Raw genomic sequence first — 16,789 nt, 5'->3', positions numbered from 1 at the left:
TGTTATTATTGCTGCAATGGAACTTCACTACATGATCATGATCGATCTACGCGGCGCTAATTAATACATCTATGGGCATTCTTGAAAAAGACATTCAGGCGCAACTCCACCAACTGAAGTTTCAGTTAGAGCAAGTTCGTTTGACGCAAAGAGACACCTCGTTCAAGTTTATGAGAGAGCAGAAAGTTCTAAAGCGTATTGTCACATCTTTGAGTAAGGCGTGTGTTGGTAGTAACAGTCATTTAGATGAAAACCTCATTGCTCTTAGAGAAGAGTTAGAAAATCAAAAAGACATTAGCTCAATGATCCCAAAGTTGGCAGTCTTAGAGAGGATGCTTAAGCAGAAAACGTTGGCTATGGATAAACAGAACGGGTATCTAGACGATAGTATTAAGCACAGTGGTGAGACGTTACAACGTATAACTGGACTTCCCGCTCAGCTAAAACGCGACCTACGTAACTTACTGAGTTTCTCTGAATGCAATGGCAGCCAGAAAGTCGATCATGCCATGAAACTCCTCAGCATTTATGAACGTGCCATAAAGATTATGGCAAATAACTCACCGACTCATTTTGCCGAAGCTACACAAACGCCCGAGCAAGAATTACTTTCCGATTTATCGACAGAGTTACAACATCTGATTACTGAACTCGACTTCGAAGGTGAATCAGGCGATCTGCTTACCGATATTCGAGCGAAGTTGCTGCTTGGTGTTTCAGTACAAAACCTACTTGAACTAACACTTCAGATCCTCAAACAGGTTATCGAAGGCACCAACTTAGAACGAAAAAAATCTGAACAATTTATCGAGCAACTCAACACATCACTCGCTTCCAGTATCAAAACAGCAGACCAAAATGCAGACCAAAGCCAAAGCTACTTTGAACACCGCCAAGGTCTAAATTCTGAGTTAAACCATCTTGTAACTAAGAGCCTGAATTCTGTTGATAAAGCTACGGACATTGATAATTTAAAGCAGTCGATAAACCCTTTGCTTCGTGAAATCGCCTCCCTTTCAGAAAGGCTTAATCACGCAGAGCAGAAAGAACAAGCTCTGATAGAGAGAATGAGTTACGGAAAAACTCAGTTAGACTCTCTCTATGAGGTGACTCAGGATTACCGAAAACGTTTGGAAGATCAGGCTCAGCGAATGCTGCTTGACCCTCTGACTAAAGTCTACAATCGAACGGCCTTTACCGATCGCTTAGAGCTTGAATATCGCCGTTGGATTCGCGCGCAACATGCACTACAAGTGGTACTACTGGACATCGATAACTTCAAAGCCATTAACGATAGTTTTGGCTATACGGCTGGTGACAAAGCACTCAAGGTCATCGCAAGAACCATCACCAAAGAAACGGGGACTACCGATACCGTAGCTCGTTTTTCTGGTGAAGAGTTTATCTTATTGCTACCAGAGCAAACCGATGAATACTGCCATCAATTGATTCAAAATATCCAAACTCAAGTTAGCCGCCTACCATTTAAATTCCGAGACCAGCAGATCACTATTACTTTGTGTGCTGCAAGTACTCAATTTAAAGAGTCAGATACACCAGAAGAAGTATTAGAGAGACTAAATAAAACGTTAAATAAAGCAAAACAACGCGGTACAAACCAACTTGTTCGGTACTAATCCAGCTCCAAATTTAATTTATTTCATTTTTTCAAATACTTATCACATACTAATTTCCTCAATGTTTGCTAAGCTAATGATTACATTCGCTTAACAAACATTCTTGGCAAGCAATGCTGTATATACGCTCTCAAGCAAGTTTATATAATCCATTAAGCAACGCTGTCGTATCCGTTTCGTCTGGTTAACTCTCTCACCTTTAACCAAACACTTTCAACGTTTGCTTCTCACTCTCGAGCTAGAGGGTCACTTCAAAGTCGCCTCAGCTCTTTTCAGCAAGGAGGCATTATGATTACTCATATTAGCCCTACTGGTAGCATGGACTTACTTTCTCAACTTGAAGTTGAGCGCCTTAAGAAAACTGCATCTAGCGATCTGTACCAACTGTATCGTAACTGTACATTAGCCGTACTCAACTCAGGTAGCCACACCGACAACGCCAAGGAGTTGCTCGACAAATATCAATCGTTTGACGTTGAAGTACTGCGTCGAGAGCGTGGCATTAAACTCGAATTGAGCAACCCACCCGAGAATGCCTTCGTCGATGGCGCAATCATCAAGGGTATCCAAGAACACCTGTTTTCAGTGCTGCGTGACATTGTTTACGTCAATATGCATTTGGCCGACAACCAGCGACTCAACCTAACCAATGCCACCCACATCACTAACCTTGTATTTAGTATTTTGAGAAACGCGGGAGCTCTAACTCAAGGAATTGAACCGAACCTCATTGTTTGTTGGGGTGGTCACTCGATTAACGCGACTGAATATCAATACACTCGCGAAGTCGGCAATGAATTAGGTTTACGAGAACTGAACATTTGTACTGGTTGTGGACCGGGCGCTATGGAAGGCCCAATGAAAGGCGCTGCAATTGGCCACGCTAAGCAGCGTTATACTAACCATCGTTATTTAGGGCTTACCGAACCTTCAATCATTGCAGCCGAGCCACCAAATCCCATAGTAAACGAACTGGTGATCATGCCAGACATAGAGAAACGTCTCGAAGCCTTCGTTCGTATGGCACATGGTATCATTATTTTCCCTGGCGGCCCTGGTACTGCCGAAGAGCTGTTGTACATCTTAGGGATCATGATGCACCCAAATAATGCCGATCAACCTATGCCTATTGTTTTGACTGGCTCGAAAGAGAGCGAAGCTTACTTCCGTTCGATTGATAAGTTCATCAGTGAAACCTTAGGGGAAGAAGCACAGAAACACTACGAAATTGTGATTGATGACCCAGCGCGCGCCGCTAAGATCATGAAACAAGCCATGCCGAACGTACGTTCACACCGTAAAGAGACCGGCGATGCATACAGCTACAACTGGTCACTGCATATTGAACCAGAGTTCCAACTGCCATTCGCTCCTACTCATGAATCTATGGCAGCACTCGACCTTCACATGGACCAAAGAAAAGAAAGCCTTGCGGCTAATTTACGTAAAGCGTTCTCAGGAATTGTGGCTGGTAATGTCAAAGCCGAAAGTATTCGAGAGATAGAAAAATACGGTCCATTCCTCATTGATGGCGATAAAGAACTGATGACCAAAATGGATCTGCTGCTGAATGACTTTGTGGAACAACATAGGATGAAATTACCGGGCGACACGGACTACGTTCCTTGTTATAAAATTGCGCCAAATATCCGATAGCAAGCCATTCACCACAGACAAATTAACAAGTCATGACGTTTACGTCGCTAACGTTTCAACTCACGAAGTGATACGGTACTATAAGGGGCTAGCAACCCCTTATTTATTGGAAACTTATGTCTATCCATCTTGTTATTATCGATGCTTTAAACCTCATCCGACGCGTGCACTCAGTTCAGCCGGACCCAGCCGATATAGCAAGAACCATCACCACAACCACGCAAACTTTAAATCGAATTTTAAATGAGTCGCAGCCAACTCATATCATCGCAGTATTTGATCATCATGAGCAAGATCGAGGCTGGCGTGCTGAAATTCTGCCTACTTACAAGCAAAACCGTAAGCCGATGCCAGAGCCATTAATGAAAGGCCTCGATGCGATCCAGCAAGCATGGTGGGAACTAGGCATTGACTCTCTGCTATCCGATGGAGATGAGGCGGATGATTTGGTAGCAACCCTCGCCAAGAAAGTGGCTGATCATGGAGAAAAGGTCACTATAATCTCTACGGATAAGGGCTATTGCCAACTATTATCACCAACACTACAGATCCGTGATTACTTCCAACACCGCTGGTTGGACAAACCCTTCATTGAAGCTGAATTTGGTGTCAACCCTGAACAACTCGCTGATTATTGGGGATTAGCAGGAGTAAGCTCAAGTCAAGTTCCGGGGATCCCAGGTATTGGGCCAAAAGCAGCCAAAGAGATATTGACCACCTACCCGGATATCGAAACGGCATTCCAATCTGAAGAACTACCAAAGAAATATCGTAAAAAATTCGATGAACATATCGAATCCGCACGTACCTGCAAGTTGGTTTCAGCCTTAAAGACCGATATTGACTTAGGGTTTAACCTGCAAGATATTCGCTACGAAGCAAACGCTTAATTCCCTATTATGCACCGACTCAGAAACTAAAAATGCCCCTTAAAGGAGCATTTTCTTTATCACTGGCACTAACAATAATATTAGTGTGGTGAGATGTTTGAAAGTGATTGGATATGCACCGTGATCTCTTCGCGATCATGGTAAAGGTGCTTAGCTTGCATCTTGAACTTCACTTTGTTCTCAATAAGGAACACTTTTAGGTTCTCGATATCCTGCAGTACTTCATCGTAACGGCCTTTCATCGGCAGTTTAAGATTGAACAGTGCTTCTTTCGCCCAACCTTTGATGATCCATTCACCCATTAAGTGAGCAACACGAGCTGGCTTCTCAACCATGTCACAAATAATCCACGTTACGTTCTTACGGTCAGGTTCGAACTTAAAACCATCCACCATGTGGTGCTTAACCTGACCCGTTTGCATTAAGCTATCTGCCATCATGCCATTATCAACACAGTGAACGAACATCGAACGCTTAACCAATTGGTAAGTCCAACCACCTGGACACGCACCTAAATCCACACCCCACATCCCCGGAGCTAGACGTTCGTCCCACTCATCACGAGGGATGAATACGTGGAAGGCTTCTTCTAGCTTCAATGTAGAACGGCTTGGGGCATCTGATGGGAATTTCAAACGAGGAATGCCCATGAAGAACTGTGAGTTATTGGTTGGGTAAGAGTAACCAACAAAGCAATGGCCTGGTGCGATAAAACACAAGTGAAGCACTGGCTTTTTAGCGTTATCTTTCGCAGTCATCAAGCCTTTACCACGCATTGCTTGACGCATAGGCACAGTGAACTTACGGCAAAACTTCAAAAGCTCTTTAGCTTCGTTAGTATCTGGTGTTTCGATACGGATATCACCACATCGTGGAAAACCTTCTTGTTCAGAAAGCGCCTCAAGAATTGGAGAGATACGATCATTGATTGGCAGGTCTTTAATTTCTACAGCCACTGCCAGCATTTGGCGAGCAAAGATCAGCGTTTGGAAATCGATCTCTTTGATCAGCTTATCAGCTTCACCTGCTTGGTAACATTCAAACAATACAAAACCTGTATTGCTCTTTAAGCGAGGAAAACCAAACACTTCCAGTTGTGTTGCCTTGTCTTGAATTTCGCCAGCACATTCTTTTTCAAAACCAGAGCGACAATAAAGTAGTACGTGTTTCACTGAGTTACCTCTTTTATATTCAAAGCAGCGAAGGAGAAGACTCCCCAACCAATGATAAATAGTAGACCACCAAACGGAGTGATAGGGCCAAACCATTTTATTCCTGTCAGTGCTAACCCATAAAGGCTGCCACTAAAACAAAGGATGCCGATGATAAAGCAAATTGCCGCAATGAAAAAATATTTTTGTGATTTAGCGCCAAGTTTCATCTGTAGCAGAGCGCCACACGCCAATATCGCGAGCGTATGAATAAACTGGTACTGAACACCTGTCTCGAATACACCCAGCAGATACTCTGGCAGAGTCGCTTTTAAACCGTGCGCGGCAAATGCCCCAAGCATCACAGCTATCGCACCAGAAATACCTGCGAAAGTGAGTAAATACTTACTTTTCATTCAACACCTCTTTGATAAACGCGGATAGCTTTTCAACGGTTAAGGCAATGTTCTGCTGTTCTGTGTAACCAGAGCTTTTACGCGGCTTGAAGCTGTGGTCGCCATCAGGAATAAATTCGACTCGAATTGAACCAGATAGGTTGAAGTCAGCAAACTCTTCACGCTTACCAAAGGTATCGCGCTCGCCTTGTAAAATGAGACACGGCTTTGCTAACTCAGCGAGATGTTCGCCCTTGTATTTCTCAGGCTTACCCGGCGGATGGAAAGGGAACCCCAAACACGCCATCGCAGCCACTTTATCCAATTCAGATAAATGGCTCGCCATGCGTCCTCCCATCGACTTACCGCCAATCACAAGCTTATCAGCATCACACTGCTCGATAATTTCTTGGTAGGCTTCAAGCAGCTTAGGGGCTCTGTCTGGTGGACGACGCTTGCCATCTTCAGCACGCTTGATCATGTAAGGGAAATTAAAACGGATAACTCGTATCCCTTTAAAGGCTAACCCTTTTGCCACTGACTGCATGAACTCATGGTCCATACCTGCACCCGCACCATGGGCGAAGATAAAGGTGATAGGGTTAGTTTCACCATCAATAATGACGTTATTCATCCAGCAAATCCTCTTGTTCACTTTGTGCTTTAGCCAGCATCCAGTCGCGAAAGGTGGCGATACGTCCCATGTCGGCTTGTTTCTCATGACACACCACATAGAAAGCATTCTTGCTAACCAAGACTTCGTCAAATGGCGCGATCAAGCGACCAGCCTCAATTTCAGGTTGTGCTAAAACGTTATTGCCCAGTGCAATCCCTTGGCCATGGGCTGCCGCTTGTAGCACCATGGTTGAGTGACTGAAGATCGGACCGTGATTAACGTTGACACCTTCAATACTATTTTGCTTAGCGAACTGTTTCCAATCCTTTCGAGAGGTATCGTGCAGTAGCGTATGACATGCTAAGTCACTTAAGGACTCTAATGGTTTTGTGCCAAGTAACACTGAAGGAGAACAAAGAGGAATCAGATATTCTTGATAGAGCTTATCGGCTCTTAGCCCAGGCCAATTACCTCGGCCATAGTAAATTGCGACATCGACATCATCGGTCAGTGAGCCTTCATCCATATCCACGGCTTTGATTCGTACATCAATATCAGGTTCTTGCTGATTAAAATCGGCAAGCCTTGGCACTAACCACTGAATAGCAAAGCTTGGTGGTAAGCTGATAGTGAGAGCGCCCTTTTCACTTCGCTCAAGCACTTTATCCGTCGCTTCTGCTAATGATGTAAAAATATCTTTGATGTCTAAGAAGTAACTTTGACCTTCTTCAGTCAGCAACAAAGAACGGTTTCTTCGACGAAAAAGCTTCAAAGATAAGAACTCTTCAAGTGCTTTGATCTGGTGGCTTACCGCAGCTTGGGTAACAAACAACTCTTCTGCAGCACGCGTAAAACTCAAGTGCCTAGCTGCGGCTTCAAACACTCTCAATGAGTTTAATGGGGGTAATCGACGAGACATAGTTACTCTCTAAATAAGCATTAGTTTTTTTTATCTGAAACATTATAATTTGTCCATTGCCTAGCGGCCAGAGAAATTCTATATTTCATCCCGCAGTAGCTAGCCTGAACGGCTTGATTCTCTCCAGAATCAATTGGTTTAGCTCCTGCGATGTTGTGTTTGCAAACTCGTTCTTTTCGAGTTGGGTAGAGTTCTACCAAATGCTTTGTTGCAGTTCTATACTGAAACGAAGCATGTACTTCCTGTATTTATTTTGACCTGTCTGTCAAATTTGTTTACGCCGCCTTTATGGCGGTGTTTTTTTATGTTTAAAGAAAAATAACAACAAGTTTATCAATAGCTGTGCTAATTAATCTTTATTATTTTTCATCGTTAATCACAGAATCAGACATCCACTCAAATAATCAACTGAACACATACAAATAGCACTATTGAGTTGCATTAAAAAGTAACAGAATACTTCAAGATACTCACACTTTTTCAGCCACTCAGAAACCAGCTAAACCCATCACTTCAGAATAAAGCACACCAAACTCACTCCTGTTTCTGATGACTGTAAATCATTCATCATAGAAAACAAAAAAAAGCCGCTTACTTTTCAGTAAGCGGCTTTGCAAATATTTAACTATTCGGTTAACACCACACTAGGGGCGGTAAACCTTAACGTTATGGAAGCCTTGCTCTTGTAGGTAAAGCGCCTGTAGACGGCTCATTACACCACGATCACAGTACAGCAAGTATTCTTTCGCTTGGTCAAGGTCGCCAAACTGAGTCGACAGCTTGAAGAACGGGATGTGCTTAACTTCAACACCCTCAATCTCTAATGGGCTTTCGTCTTCTTCGTCAGGGCTACGGATATCAAGAACGATAGCGTGCTCAGCTACGGCTTCAACTTGTTCCACTTCAGGCGCTTGCTCTTGGCTCTCTTTCTCAATGTCACGGATATCCATAACACGAGCGTTCTCAATCACTTGATCCAGCACTTCAAAGTTAAACTTGGCTTCTTCTGCTTCAAGCTTGCCTTTCTTCGCTTTCACGGTTGGCTTCTTAGAGATAACACCACAGTACTCTGGCATTACTTTCGCGAAGTCTTCAGTACCAATAATACGAGAAAGATCGATGATGTCTTCTTTGTCCCAGTTAATAAGCGGACGAAGGATCAACGTATCTGTCACGTTATCGATGTGACGTAGATTGGTTAACGTTTGGCTAGAAACCTGACCAAGTGCTTCACCTGTGACTAGCGCTTCAATACCAAAACGCTCTGCAACCATACCACCAGCACGCATGAACATACGCTTAAGAACAACGCCCATTTGGCCGTCTTCTACATTCTCAAGGATCTCAGCAACAACTGGTTCGAAATCGACGGAGATGAACTTCACTTTTGCCGATGAACCGTATTTGTTCCATAGGTAGTGAGCCACTTGTTTAACGCCAATCTCGTGCGCAGGGCCACCAAGATTAAAGAAACAGTAGTGAACCTTAGAACCACGTTTGATGTGCAGGTAGCTAGAGACACCAGAGTCGAAGCCGCCAGAGATCAAGCTGAGTAGATCTTCTTGAGTACCAAGAGGGAAACCACCAAGGCCTTTATGACGAGCGAGTACTTGGTTAAGTTTGTCGTTAGACACTTCAACCTTAACGGTCACATCAGGGTTCTTAAGTCGAACTTTCGCTGACTCAACCGCTTGGTTTAAGCCACCGCCTACGTAGCGCTCTAGCTCTATAGACGTAAAGTCATGCTTACCACGACGCTTAGCACGCACAGAGAAAGTCTTGCCTTCAATGTCAGCACGGCTGCGTTCTAGTACTTGCTCATAAATATCGTGTAAGTCTTTAAATTCTGACTGTTGTACTTCTAGAGAATGATGAATACCCGGCGTGTGAGTCAATGCCTCTAACACTTCTGAGTAGTACTTATCACTTTCTGATGTTACTTCGATGTGGTCGCGACGGTTAAATACCGCAACTCCTTCACAGCGACGCTGAATTACGTTACGAATGTTGCACTCTAGAATCCTTGTGAAGCGCTTACGCACCGATTCACTTTTTACAAAAATTTCCGGATGGGGCTTAACAATAAATTTCATAGTACTTTCACAACATTAATGTTCAAAATTTTTAAAAGGCTCTAAATTAGACAATTTACACAGCACTTTAAGCAAGAGTAGATCATATCTAAATCTAAGGGCGCGAATTATACATGAGAAAGTGAAACAAGGAAAAGAGTGCTTGGCTTTGGCACCATTAATAAATACGCACCTTATTAAAAATAGCGCCTCTGTTTGCCATCAATAGTTTGATAGATGCACCAACCCGCAATCAGTCGATGACAAGCCAATAACACAAAGAAACTAAATGAATAGAAAGAAAAGCCCAACTTCATCATAAAGTTGGGCTTTCTGGTTCACTCAATCACTTGATACTACTCAGAAATAACGGGGACTTCTTCACTGTAAAGTGGTTCACCCTGCATGATACTGATCTCTACGCGGCGGTTTAGGCTGCGTTGCCATTCTGTATCATTGGGCTCTACGGGTTCGGTATCAGCCATGCCACGCACTCTCAAACGTTGATGAGAGAAACCGCGTACCTTTTCCATCTCTTGAGCGACAGAGACTGCTCGTTGTGATGATAAGTCCCAATTAGAGCGATAAAGGTCGGAATCAAGCCGTTGATTATCAGTATGCCCTGAGATTCGAACAATACCTGGAACATCTTTCACTAACTCTGCAACTTGTCTGACTAAAGGTCTAAACTTCGGCTGCAAAAATGCAGAACCTGATGGGAATGCGCCTTTTTCACGAATACGAATAACGATCTGTTGACCTAGGTTTTCCACCTCAATCGCACCTTGATCGATTTCCCGTTCTAGCGCCTTCTTGATACTCTCCATCAAGGTTTCCATCTCTTGCGATTGAGCTTCAGCTTGCTGTTGTTGCTGGTCCGATTCCGAGTTTTGATTATCGTGAGTGGAAACTTCTGGTGACTTCCCTCCCGTCATCTTGCCTTGGTCACGCATTGTACCGCCCGCTCGATCAGATTCACCTTCATGAAACTCTAGCGTCTGCTGCGTAATATCAATGGTCTGTTGCATGATCACATCAATCGGTGTCGGCTCTGGGCGGCCAGGACGAAACTCTTGGGCAATGATGCTGGTCCCTTTCGGGATATCTTTCACTTCCAAACGATTTTGTACACCAAACGCAAACTTCATCGATCCTGCAATTTGCTTGAACTTCAATACATCCATTTCTGAAAACGAAAGTAGCAGTACAAAGAAACACATTAGCAGTGACATCAAGTCAGCAAATGTCCCCATCCATTGAGGTAACCCCGGAGGAGGACATTTACATGGATTCTCTTCATCCATCTTCAATTCCTCTTACGCCGGTTCACCATCAATAGTACGTTTACCTTCATTTAGGTAGCTCTTCAGGTAACCATCGATCACTCGTGGGTTCTGACCATCTTGAATCGCTAATACACCATCCATAACCAGACGACGGTTCAGTGTTTCTTGGTCGCGACGCAGCGCAAGTTTATCTGCAATTGGAAAGAACACCATATTCGATAGGATTGCACCATAAAGCGTGGTTAAAAGTGCTACCGCCATCGCAGGACCGATCGCTTTTGGATCATCCATGTTCGAAAGCATCGCTACCAGACCAACCAGGGTTCCAATCATCCCCATTGCAGGCGCAACATCACCAAAGGCAGAGAATACTTTCGCGCCTTGCTCGTGACGCTCTGTGGTTAACGATATATCTTTTTGTAGTGCAGCACGAACCACATCACCATCGTGGCCATCCACCAACAAATCGATGCCCTTTTGCATGAAGCTGTTGCTAATTTCCATCTCTTCAAGCGCTAAGAAACCACCTTTACGTGCTGCATCAGCCATCTCTACCACTTTAGCGATCAGATCTTCAGGCTCATCGGCTTTAAACATAAATGCTTTACCAGCAATTTTAGCCGCACCAAAGAACTGCCCCATGGTGAACTTCATTAGAACAACAAAGGTTGAACCACCAATCACGATCAAAATGGATGTCGTGTCATAGAACATCCCGAGGCTACCACCTAGGATCATTGCCATGATTACAAAGGCAAATCCACCAATTAAACCTATTAGGGTTGCTAAATCCACTGAGCACTCCTCATGCTTTTTGTAGTTCTACGTCGACGATAATCTTCTTATCGGCCAGACTATAAGATCTTTTAGTCAATTCTTGGCCTAAGTATCACACTTTTCGTTTTTGAATCACAACTATTGGCTTACTTTACTCTTATCCATAGCGCATAAACTCGATAAAGCTAAGGTTATTCAACCAAAGTAAGTTCAAGCCTCTTAAAAACGAACTTTATAGCAAAATTTATTGGTTACATTTGACCATATCTGCGGCCTAGGGTAACGTTCGTTCATCTTTCCAAACGCAGATTTATTATGGCTACTAAGAAACCTGAAAATATGAGCTTTGAAGCGGCAATCGAAGAGCTTGATGGCTTGGTTGATCAACTAGAAAATGGTGATCTAGCTTTAGATGATGCGCTGAAAAAATTCGAACGAGGTATCTCCCTCGCTCGTGCTGGTCAAAGTAAACTAAACGATGCTGAACAGCGTGTCAGTATCCTACTGCAAAATGACGAAAATGCAGAACTTAGTGACTTTCACCCACTACCTGAATAACGAATTGTATGAGATCCCCTATGATCGAGACTTTATTATTGTCTTATCAAGCACGTAATAACGAGCAACTGAACCTTTGGCTTGATCGCCTGCCTCACCAAAATCAGAATCTTATCAACGCGATGCGTTATGGATTACTTTTAGGCGGCAAACGCGCACGTCCATTTCTTGTCTACATTACAGGGGAGATGCTCGGCTGCACCGCTGAAGAACTCGATACTCCAGCTTCTGCAATCGAATGTATTCATGCCTATTCTCTGATTCACGACGATCTTCCAGCAATGGACGATGACGACCTTCGTCGCGGCCATCAGACTTGCCATATCAAATACGATGAAGCGACAGCAATTTTAACTGGCGATGCGCTACAAACTCTCGCGTTTACTATACTTGCGGAAGGCACATTAAGTGCTGACGGGGAAAGCAACCGCGTTCGAATGATTCAACGCCTAGCTGAAGCCTCTGGTGCTCAAGGTATGTGCATTGGTCAGGCTCTTGATATTGAAGCAGAAAACCGCGCAGTCACACTAGAAGAGCTGGAAGAAGTTCACCGTAATAAAACGGGGGCTCTGATGAAAAGTGCAATTCGTTTAGGTGCACTTTCTGCTGGTGAGAAAGCGTTTGAAGTACTGCCTCAATTGGACAAGTATGCCGACGCCATCGGGTTAGCCTTCCAAGTTCAAGACGATATCTTAGATATCACTAGCGATACCGAAACTTTGGGTAAGCCACAGGGTTCTGACCAAAATTCAAACAAAAGCACCTACCCTTCTTTGTTAGGTTTAGAGGGTGCTCAAGAAAAAGCGCACACTCTGCTACAGGAAGCGCTTCAAGCTTTGGCTGCAATCCCATACAATACCCAGTTACTCGAAGAGTTCGCCCGATACGTCATCGAGCGCAAGAACTAAGACAATAAGCGCGCATTACCTATGACTCTTGATATATCAAAGTACCCAACTCTTGCTTTGGCTGATAAGCCAGAGGATTTGCGTCTTCTTCCGAAAGAGACGCTAACACAGCTTTGTGATGAATTACGCACCTATCTTCTTAACTCAGTGAGCCAGTCAAGTGGTCACTTAGCGTCAGGCTTAGGTACGGTAGAGCTAACAGTGGCTCTGCACTACGTGTACAACACACCTTTTGACCAATTAGTTTGGGATGTTGGCCACCAAGCATACCCGCACAAAATCCTTACTGGCCGTCGTAACCGCCTGTCGACTATTCGTCAAAAAGATGGACTGCACCCATTCCCATGGCGTCAAGAGAGCGAATACGACACGCTTTCTGTTGGTCACTCTTCAACGTCGATCAGTGCTGCTCTCGGCATGGCAATCAGTGCTAAGAAAGAAGGCAAGAATCGTAAAGTCGTGAGTGTGATTGGTGATGGCGCGATTACCGCAGGTATGGCATTCGAAGCGATGAACCACGCGGGCGATATTCACAATGACATGCTGGTTATCCTTAATGATAACGAGATGTCGATCTCTGAAAACGTAGGGGCTCTAAACAACCACTTAGCTCAAGTTCTTTCTGGCAGTCTTTACACGTCTATTCGTGAGGGCGGCAAGAAAGTGCTATCTGGCGTTCCGCCGATTAAAGAGCTCGTTCGTCGTACAGAAGAACACCTAAAAGGCATGGTTGTTCCTGGCACCATGTTTGAAGAGTTAGGCTTTAACTACATTGGCCCAGTTGATGGCCATGATGTAAATGAGCTAATTAAAACGCTGAAGAACATGAGAGATCTCAAAGGCCCTCAGTTCCTGCATATCATGACCAAGAAAGGCAAAGGCTACGAGCCAGCAGAGAAAGATCCAATTGGCTACCACGGTGTACCTAAATTCGATCCTGCACACTCAAGTCTGCCTAAGAGCACCAGCTCTAAACCAACTTTTTCTAAGGTTTTTGGCGACTTCCTGTGTGATATGGCCGCGCAGGATCCGAAGCTAATGGCGATCACGCCAGCGATGCGTGAAGGTTCTGGCATGGTACGTTTTTCGAAAGAGTACCCAGAGCAATACTTCGATGTTGCGATTGCTGAGCAGCACGCAGTGACGCTAGCAACCGGCATGGCGATTGCTGGCGATAAGCCAATTGTGGCTATCTACTCGACGTTCCTACAACGTGGCTACGATCAGCTGATCCACGATGTGGCTATCATGGATTTACCGGTGATGTTTGCGATTGACCGTGCAGGTCTTGTTGGCGCCGATGGTCAAACACACCAAGGTGCGTTCGACTTAAGCTTCATGCGCTGCATTCCAAACATGGTGATCATGGCGCCAAGCGACGAAAACGAGTGTCGCCAAATGCTATACACAGGCCACCAGCACACAGGTCCAAGTGCCGTTCGTTACCCTCGTGGTAATGGCATGGGTACTGAGATTCAAAGTGAATTTACTGCGCTTGAGATTGGTAAAGGTCGTATCATTCGTGAAAGTGCAAAAGCAAAAGATGGTTCGAAAGTCGCTATTCTAAGCTTCGGTACTTTCCTTGAGAGTGCACTTCAAGCCGCTGACGCTATTGATGCGACGGTTACAGATATGCGTTTTGTGAAGCCGCTAGACGAAGCTCTGATCAAACAACTTGCAGCTGACCACGATGTACTTGTAACAATCGAAGAAAACGCAATCGCAGGTGGTGCGGGCACAGGGGTGGTTGAATTCTTAATGCAAGAGAAGCTGCTAATGCCTGTATTGAATCTTGGCCTACCAGACAAGTTTATTGCTCAAGGCACACAAGGTGAACTGCATGAAGAGCTTAGCTTAGATGCGAAAGGCATTGAGAAGTCTATCTCTGATTACCTTGCTAAATAGCTTTCACAAGCAAATGACATAAGCTACAAAACAAAAAAGGTTGACCTTAAGGTCAACCTTTTTTTGTATCTGCTAACTCATTAACTATTCGCTGTTATTCCGCTATTAAACCTGCTTAGTAACATGGCTTAAGCGCAGGTGCGTCGTAGTTCTCTGGCTCATCAGAGTAGATAGCCACATTAAAGTTCTCAACCAAGCCTGTCTCTTCAACACACTGCTCTTGGAAGAACTGTTGAATTTCGCGACGTTGGCAATGCGCTTCAAACGCTTCGTTATCCGCCCAAATCTCGTTGAACGCGATAGGAAAGCTATCCCCTTCTGCAAATGGGCTCTGAATATGACGAGTCACAGTGTATTGAATACAACCATCTTCACGCAGAGTGTTTGGCTCTAGCGACTTTAATACTTCAAACAACTCGTTCAATTTACCTTCTTTTGGCTGAAACTGAGCAACACAATAAACTTTCTTAGACATTGTTATTCCTTGTTCTTATTCGGTATTTTCTATTTTTAATTAGCTAACCAACCAGCGAAATGTGCAACTGCATACAGCGAGATAGCGGCCATAATACCCGCCACAATATCATCAATCATAATGCCCCAACCGCCGTGGATTCGCTGATCTAGCCAACCAATTGGCCATGGTTTTACCATATCGTAAAAGCGAAATAACACAAAGCCAGTGAATAACCACTTCCAATCATCAGTAGGGATATTCAACATCGGCACTAGGCTCATGGTAATCCAAAAACCCGCAAACTCATCCCATACGATAGAACCGTGATCGTGCACGCCCATATCATCAGACGTCACTTGGCAGATCTTGATACCAATAATGCAACTCATAACAACAGCTACTATATAAGCAGGGAAAGGTAATTGAACCAACAATAGGTACAATGGAATAGACGCGAGCGTACCCATCGTTCCAGGAATAATAGGCGATAAGCCACTGCCAAAACCCGTTGCTAACAGATGCCAAGGGTTTTTAAGAGAAATAAGAGATAGTGGGTTTGTCATCAATTAACCTTAAAGTGATCGTAACCAGTTAAGTCCCAGCTTAGCGGTTCACCATTATTGTGTAATTCAAAATATTCTACAGGTCTTATCTGCCCAATGCAGGTGACTTTTGTTCCAGTGTGCGACAAAGCACTTTCCAACGAACCTTTATTTTCTTCAGGCACAGTAAAGCACAGTTCGTATTCTTCACCACTGGTAAGGGCATATTGCTGGGCAGATTCAATATTAGGGGCAAATTGACGTAATTCAGAAGATATTGGTAGCAAACTAACATCAATGCTAGCGCCAACCTGAGAACGCTTAAGGATATGTTTTATGTCAGCGATAACACCGTCTGATATGTCAATGGCAGACGAGGCAAGATTAACTAATGCCTGACCAGCCAAAACGCGTGGAGTGCTCAGGTAATGTCTCTCTTCAAGCTCAAGGGCATAAGGTTTAGCCTTATTTTTCTCGGGGTTAAGTAACACATCTAACCCAGCTTTGCTATCGCCTAAATTACCCGTGACGTAAATCCAGTCTCCGATTTTAGCGCCATCTCTGCGTAGCGCTCGTCCTTCGGGCACAAAACCTTGCACCGTCAGTGTCAGGCTTAGTGGCCCTTTCGTTGTATCACCACCAATTAACTGAATACCGAAGTAGTCTGCGAGTTTAAAAAAGGAATCACAAAATGGAGCAAGCCACTCTTCATCCACCTCAGGCATGGTCAAAGCAAGTGAAACCCAAGACGGGGTCGCCCCCATAGCAGCAAGATCGCTAATATTCGAAGCCAAAGCCTTGTGTGCGACCCAAGCTGGGTTCGCTTCCGCTAAGAAGTGCGTGCCTGCAACTAAAGTGTCAGTACTGATCGCAATCTCAACATTACTTGGGGCTTTTACCAAAGCACAATCATCGCCCGCAGCCAGATGTACATCTTTACGTTGTGGTTGTCGATTTACAAAATATTTTTCAATCAGGTTAAATTCGCCAGACATCACATGCCCTATCTTTAGATTTCAC

The 16,789-nt window shown here is 44.3% G+C and carries 16 protein-coding genes; 6 read left to right on the top strand and 10 right to left on the bottom strand.

The features are described 5' to 3' along the window. Nucleotides 1–71 precede the first annotated feature (71 nt). The 3 genes from ACED48_RS06115 to xni all read left to right on the top strand — a co-directional run bounded on the left by ACED48_RS06115 (nucleotide 72) and on the right by xni (nucleotide 4,183). Nucleotides 72–1,637 (top strand): GGDEF domain-containing protein, encoded by a 1,566-nt coding sequence (locus ACED48_RS06115; RefSeq protein ID WP_017056269.1) that lies wholly within the window; start codon nucleotides 72–74, stop codon nucleotides 1,635–1,637. A 288-nt stretch (nucleotides 1,638–1,925) separates the two neighbouring features. After that, on the top strand, nucleotides 1,926–3,293 hold the full coding sequence (ppnN, locus tag ACED48_RS06110) for a nucleotide 5'-monophosphate nucleosidase PpnN (RefSeq protein ID WP_017056268.1): 1,368 nt from the start codon (nucleotides 1,926–1,928) through the stop codon (nucleotides 3,291–3,293). 116 nt (nucleotides 3,294–3,409) lie between these two features. Then, nucleotides 3,410–4,183, top strand: a complete 774-nt coding sequence (gene xni / locus ACED48_RS06105) for a flap endonuclease Xni (protein WP_017056267.1) — start codon at nucleotides 3,410–3,412, stop codon at nucleotides 4,181–4,183. Nucleotides 4,184–4,263: 80 nt separating this feature from the next. Here xni and rlmM read toward each other — a convergent pair whose 3' ends face one another. The 7 genes from rlmM to pomA form a co-directional block, all read right to left on the bottom strand. Next, complete coding sequence (gene rlmM / locus ACED48_RS06100; protein WP_017056266.1) at nucleotides 4,264–5,355, bottom strand: 23S rRNA (cytidine(2498)-2'-O)-methyltransferase RlmM; 1,092 nt, start codon at nucleotides 5,353–5,355, stop codon at nucleotides 4,264–4,266. Then, nucleotides 5,352–5,750: a DUF423 domain-containing protein gene (locus ACED48_RS06095; RefSeq protein ID WP_017056265.1), complete on the bottom strand. Its 399-nt coding sequence runs from the start codon at nucleotides 5,748–5,750 to the stop codon at nucleotides 5,352–5,354. Before ACED48_RS06095 ends, rlmM begins: the two co-directional genes overlap by 4 nt. After that, a complete protein-coding gene (locus ACED48_RS06090; RefSeq protein ID WP_017056264.1) occupies nucleotides 5,740–6,363 on the bottom strand; it encodes an alpha/beta fold hydrolase in 624 nt (207 codons plus the stop codon). The genes ACED48_RS06095 and ACED48_RS06090 overlap by 11 nt, the downstream gene beginning before the upstream one ends. Then, nucleotides 6,356–7,264, bottom strand: coding sequence for a transcriptional regulator GcvA (locus ACED48_RS06085; protein ID WP_017056263.1), 909 nt, complete (start codon nucleotides 7,262–7,264; stop codon nucleotides 6,356–6,358). Before ACED48_RS06085 ends, ACED48_RS06090 begins: the two co-directional genes overlap by 8 nt. Before the next feature lie 644 nt (nucleotides 7,265–7,908). Beyond that, a complete protein-coding gene (gene thiI / locus ACED48_RS06080) occupies nucleotides 7,909–9,357 on the bottom strand; it encodes a tRNA uracil 4-sulfurtransferase ThiI (protein WP_017056262.1) in 1,449 nt (482 codons plus the stop codon). Between the two features lie 335 nt (nucleotides 9,358–9,692). After that, nucleotides 9,693–10,640: a flagellar motor protein MotB gene (locus tag ACED48_RS06075; protein ID WP_017056261.1), complete on the bottom strand. Its 948-nt coding sequence runs from the start codon at nucleotides 10,638–10,640 to the stop codon at nucleotides 9,693–9,695. A 12-nt stretch (nucleotides 10,641–10,652) separates the two neighbouring features. Further along, nucleotides 10,653–11,417, bottom strand: coding sequence for a flagellar motor protein PomA (gene pomA / locus ACED48_RS06070; protein ID WP_017056260.1), 765 nt, complete (start codon nucleotides 11,415–11,417; stop codon nucleotides 10,653–10,655). A 297-nt stretch (nucleotides 11,418–11,714) separates the two neighbouring features. Here pomA and xseB point away from each other — a divergent pair, with 297 nt between their 5' ends. From xseB to dxs, 3 genes are read left to right on the top strand one after another with little or no spacing between them, the layout of a single operon-like run. After that, on the top strand, nucleotides 11,715–11,957 hold the full coding sequence (gene xseB, locus ACED48_RS06065; protein WP_029626968.1) for an exodeoxyribonuclease VII small subunit: 243 nt from the start codon (nucleotides 11,715–11,717) through the stop codon (nucleotides 11,955–11,957). Between the two features lie 20 nt (nucleotides 11,958–11,977). After that, the gene (gene ispA, locus ACED48_RS06060) at nucleotides 11,978–12,865 is read left to right on the top strand and encodes a (2E,6E)-farnesyl diphosphate synthase (protein ID WP_017056258.1); all 888 of its coding nucleotides are present in this window, start codon (nucleotides 11,978–11,980) and stop codon (nucleotides 12,863–12,865) included. Nucleotides 12,866–12,886: 21 nt separating this feature from the next. Then, nucleotides 12,887–14,770: a 1-deoxy-D-xylulose-5-phosphate synthase gene (gene dxs, locus ACED48_RS06055; protein ID WP_017056257.1), complete on the top strand. Its 1,884-nt coding sequence runs from the start codon at nucleotides 12,887–12,889 to the stop codon at nucleotides 14,768–14,770. A gap of 115 nt (nucleotides 14,771–14,885) precedes the next feature. On the opposite strand, the gene ACED48_RS06050 is transcribed toward dxs, so the two are convergent. From ACED48_RS06050 to thiL, 3 genes are read right to left on the bottom strand one after another with little or no spacing between them, the layout of a single operon-like run. Then, nucleotides 14,886–15,245, bottom strand: coding sequence for a putative quinol monooxygenase (locus ACED48_RS06050; protein ID WP_017056256.1), 360 nt, complete (start codon nucleotides 15,243–15,245; stop codon nucleotides 14,886–14,888). Between the two features lie 35 nt (nucleotides 15,246–15,280). Continuing rightward, the gene (gene pgpA / locus ACED48_RS06045; RefSeq protein ID WP_017056255.1) at nucleotides 15,281–15,790 is read right to left on the bottom strand and encodes a phosphatidylglycerophosphatase A; all 510 of its coding nucleotides are present in this window, start codon (nucleotides 15,788–15,790) and stop codon (nucleotides 15,281–15,283) included. Further along, nucleotides 15,790–16,764, bottom strand: coding sequence for a thiamine-phosphate kinase (gene thiL / locus ACED48_RS06040; RefSeq protein ID WP_017056254.1), 975 nt, complete (start codon nucleotides 16,762–16,764; stop codon nucleotides 15,790–15,792). The genes pgpA and thiL overlap by 1 nt, the downstream gene beginning before the upstream one ends. Nucleotides 16,765–16,789: the final 25 nt, after the last annotated feature.

It is taken from the genome of Vibrio sp. 5S239, from assembly GCF_041439575.1.
Classification (GTDB): domain Bacteria; phylum Pseudomonadota; class Gammaproteobacteria; order Enterobacterales; family Vibrionaceae; genus Vibrio; species Vibrio kanaloae.
Note: the sequence above shows the minus strand (reverse complement) of the source record. Positions and strands in the feature narration are given on the sequence as shown.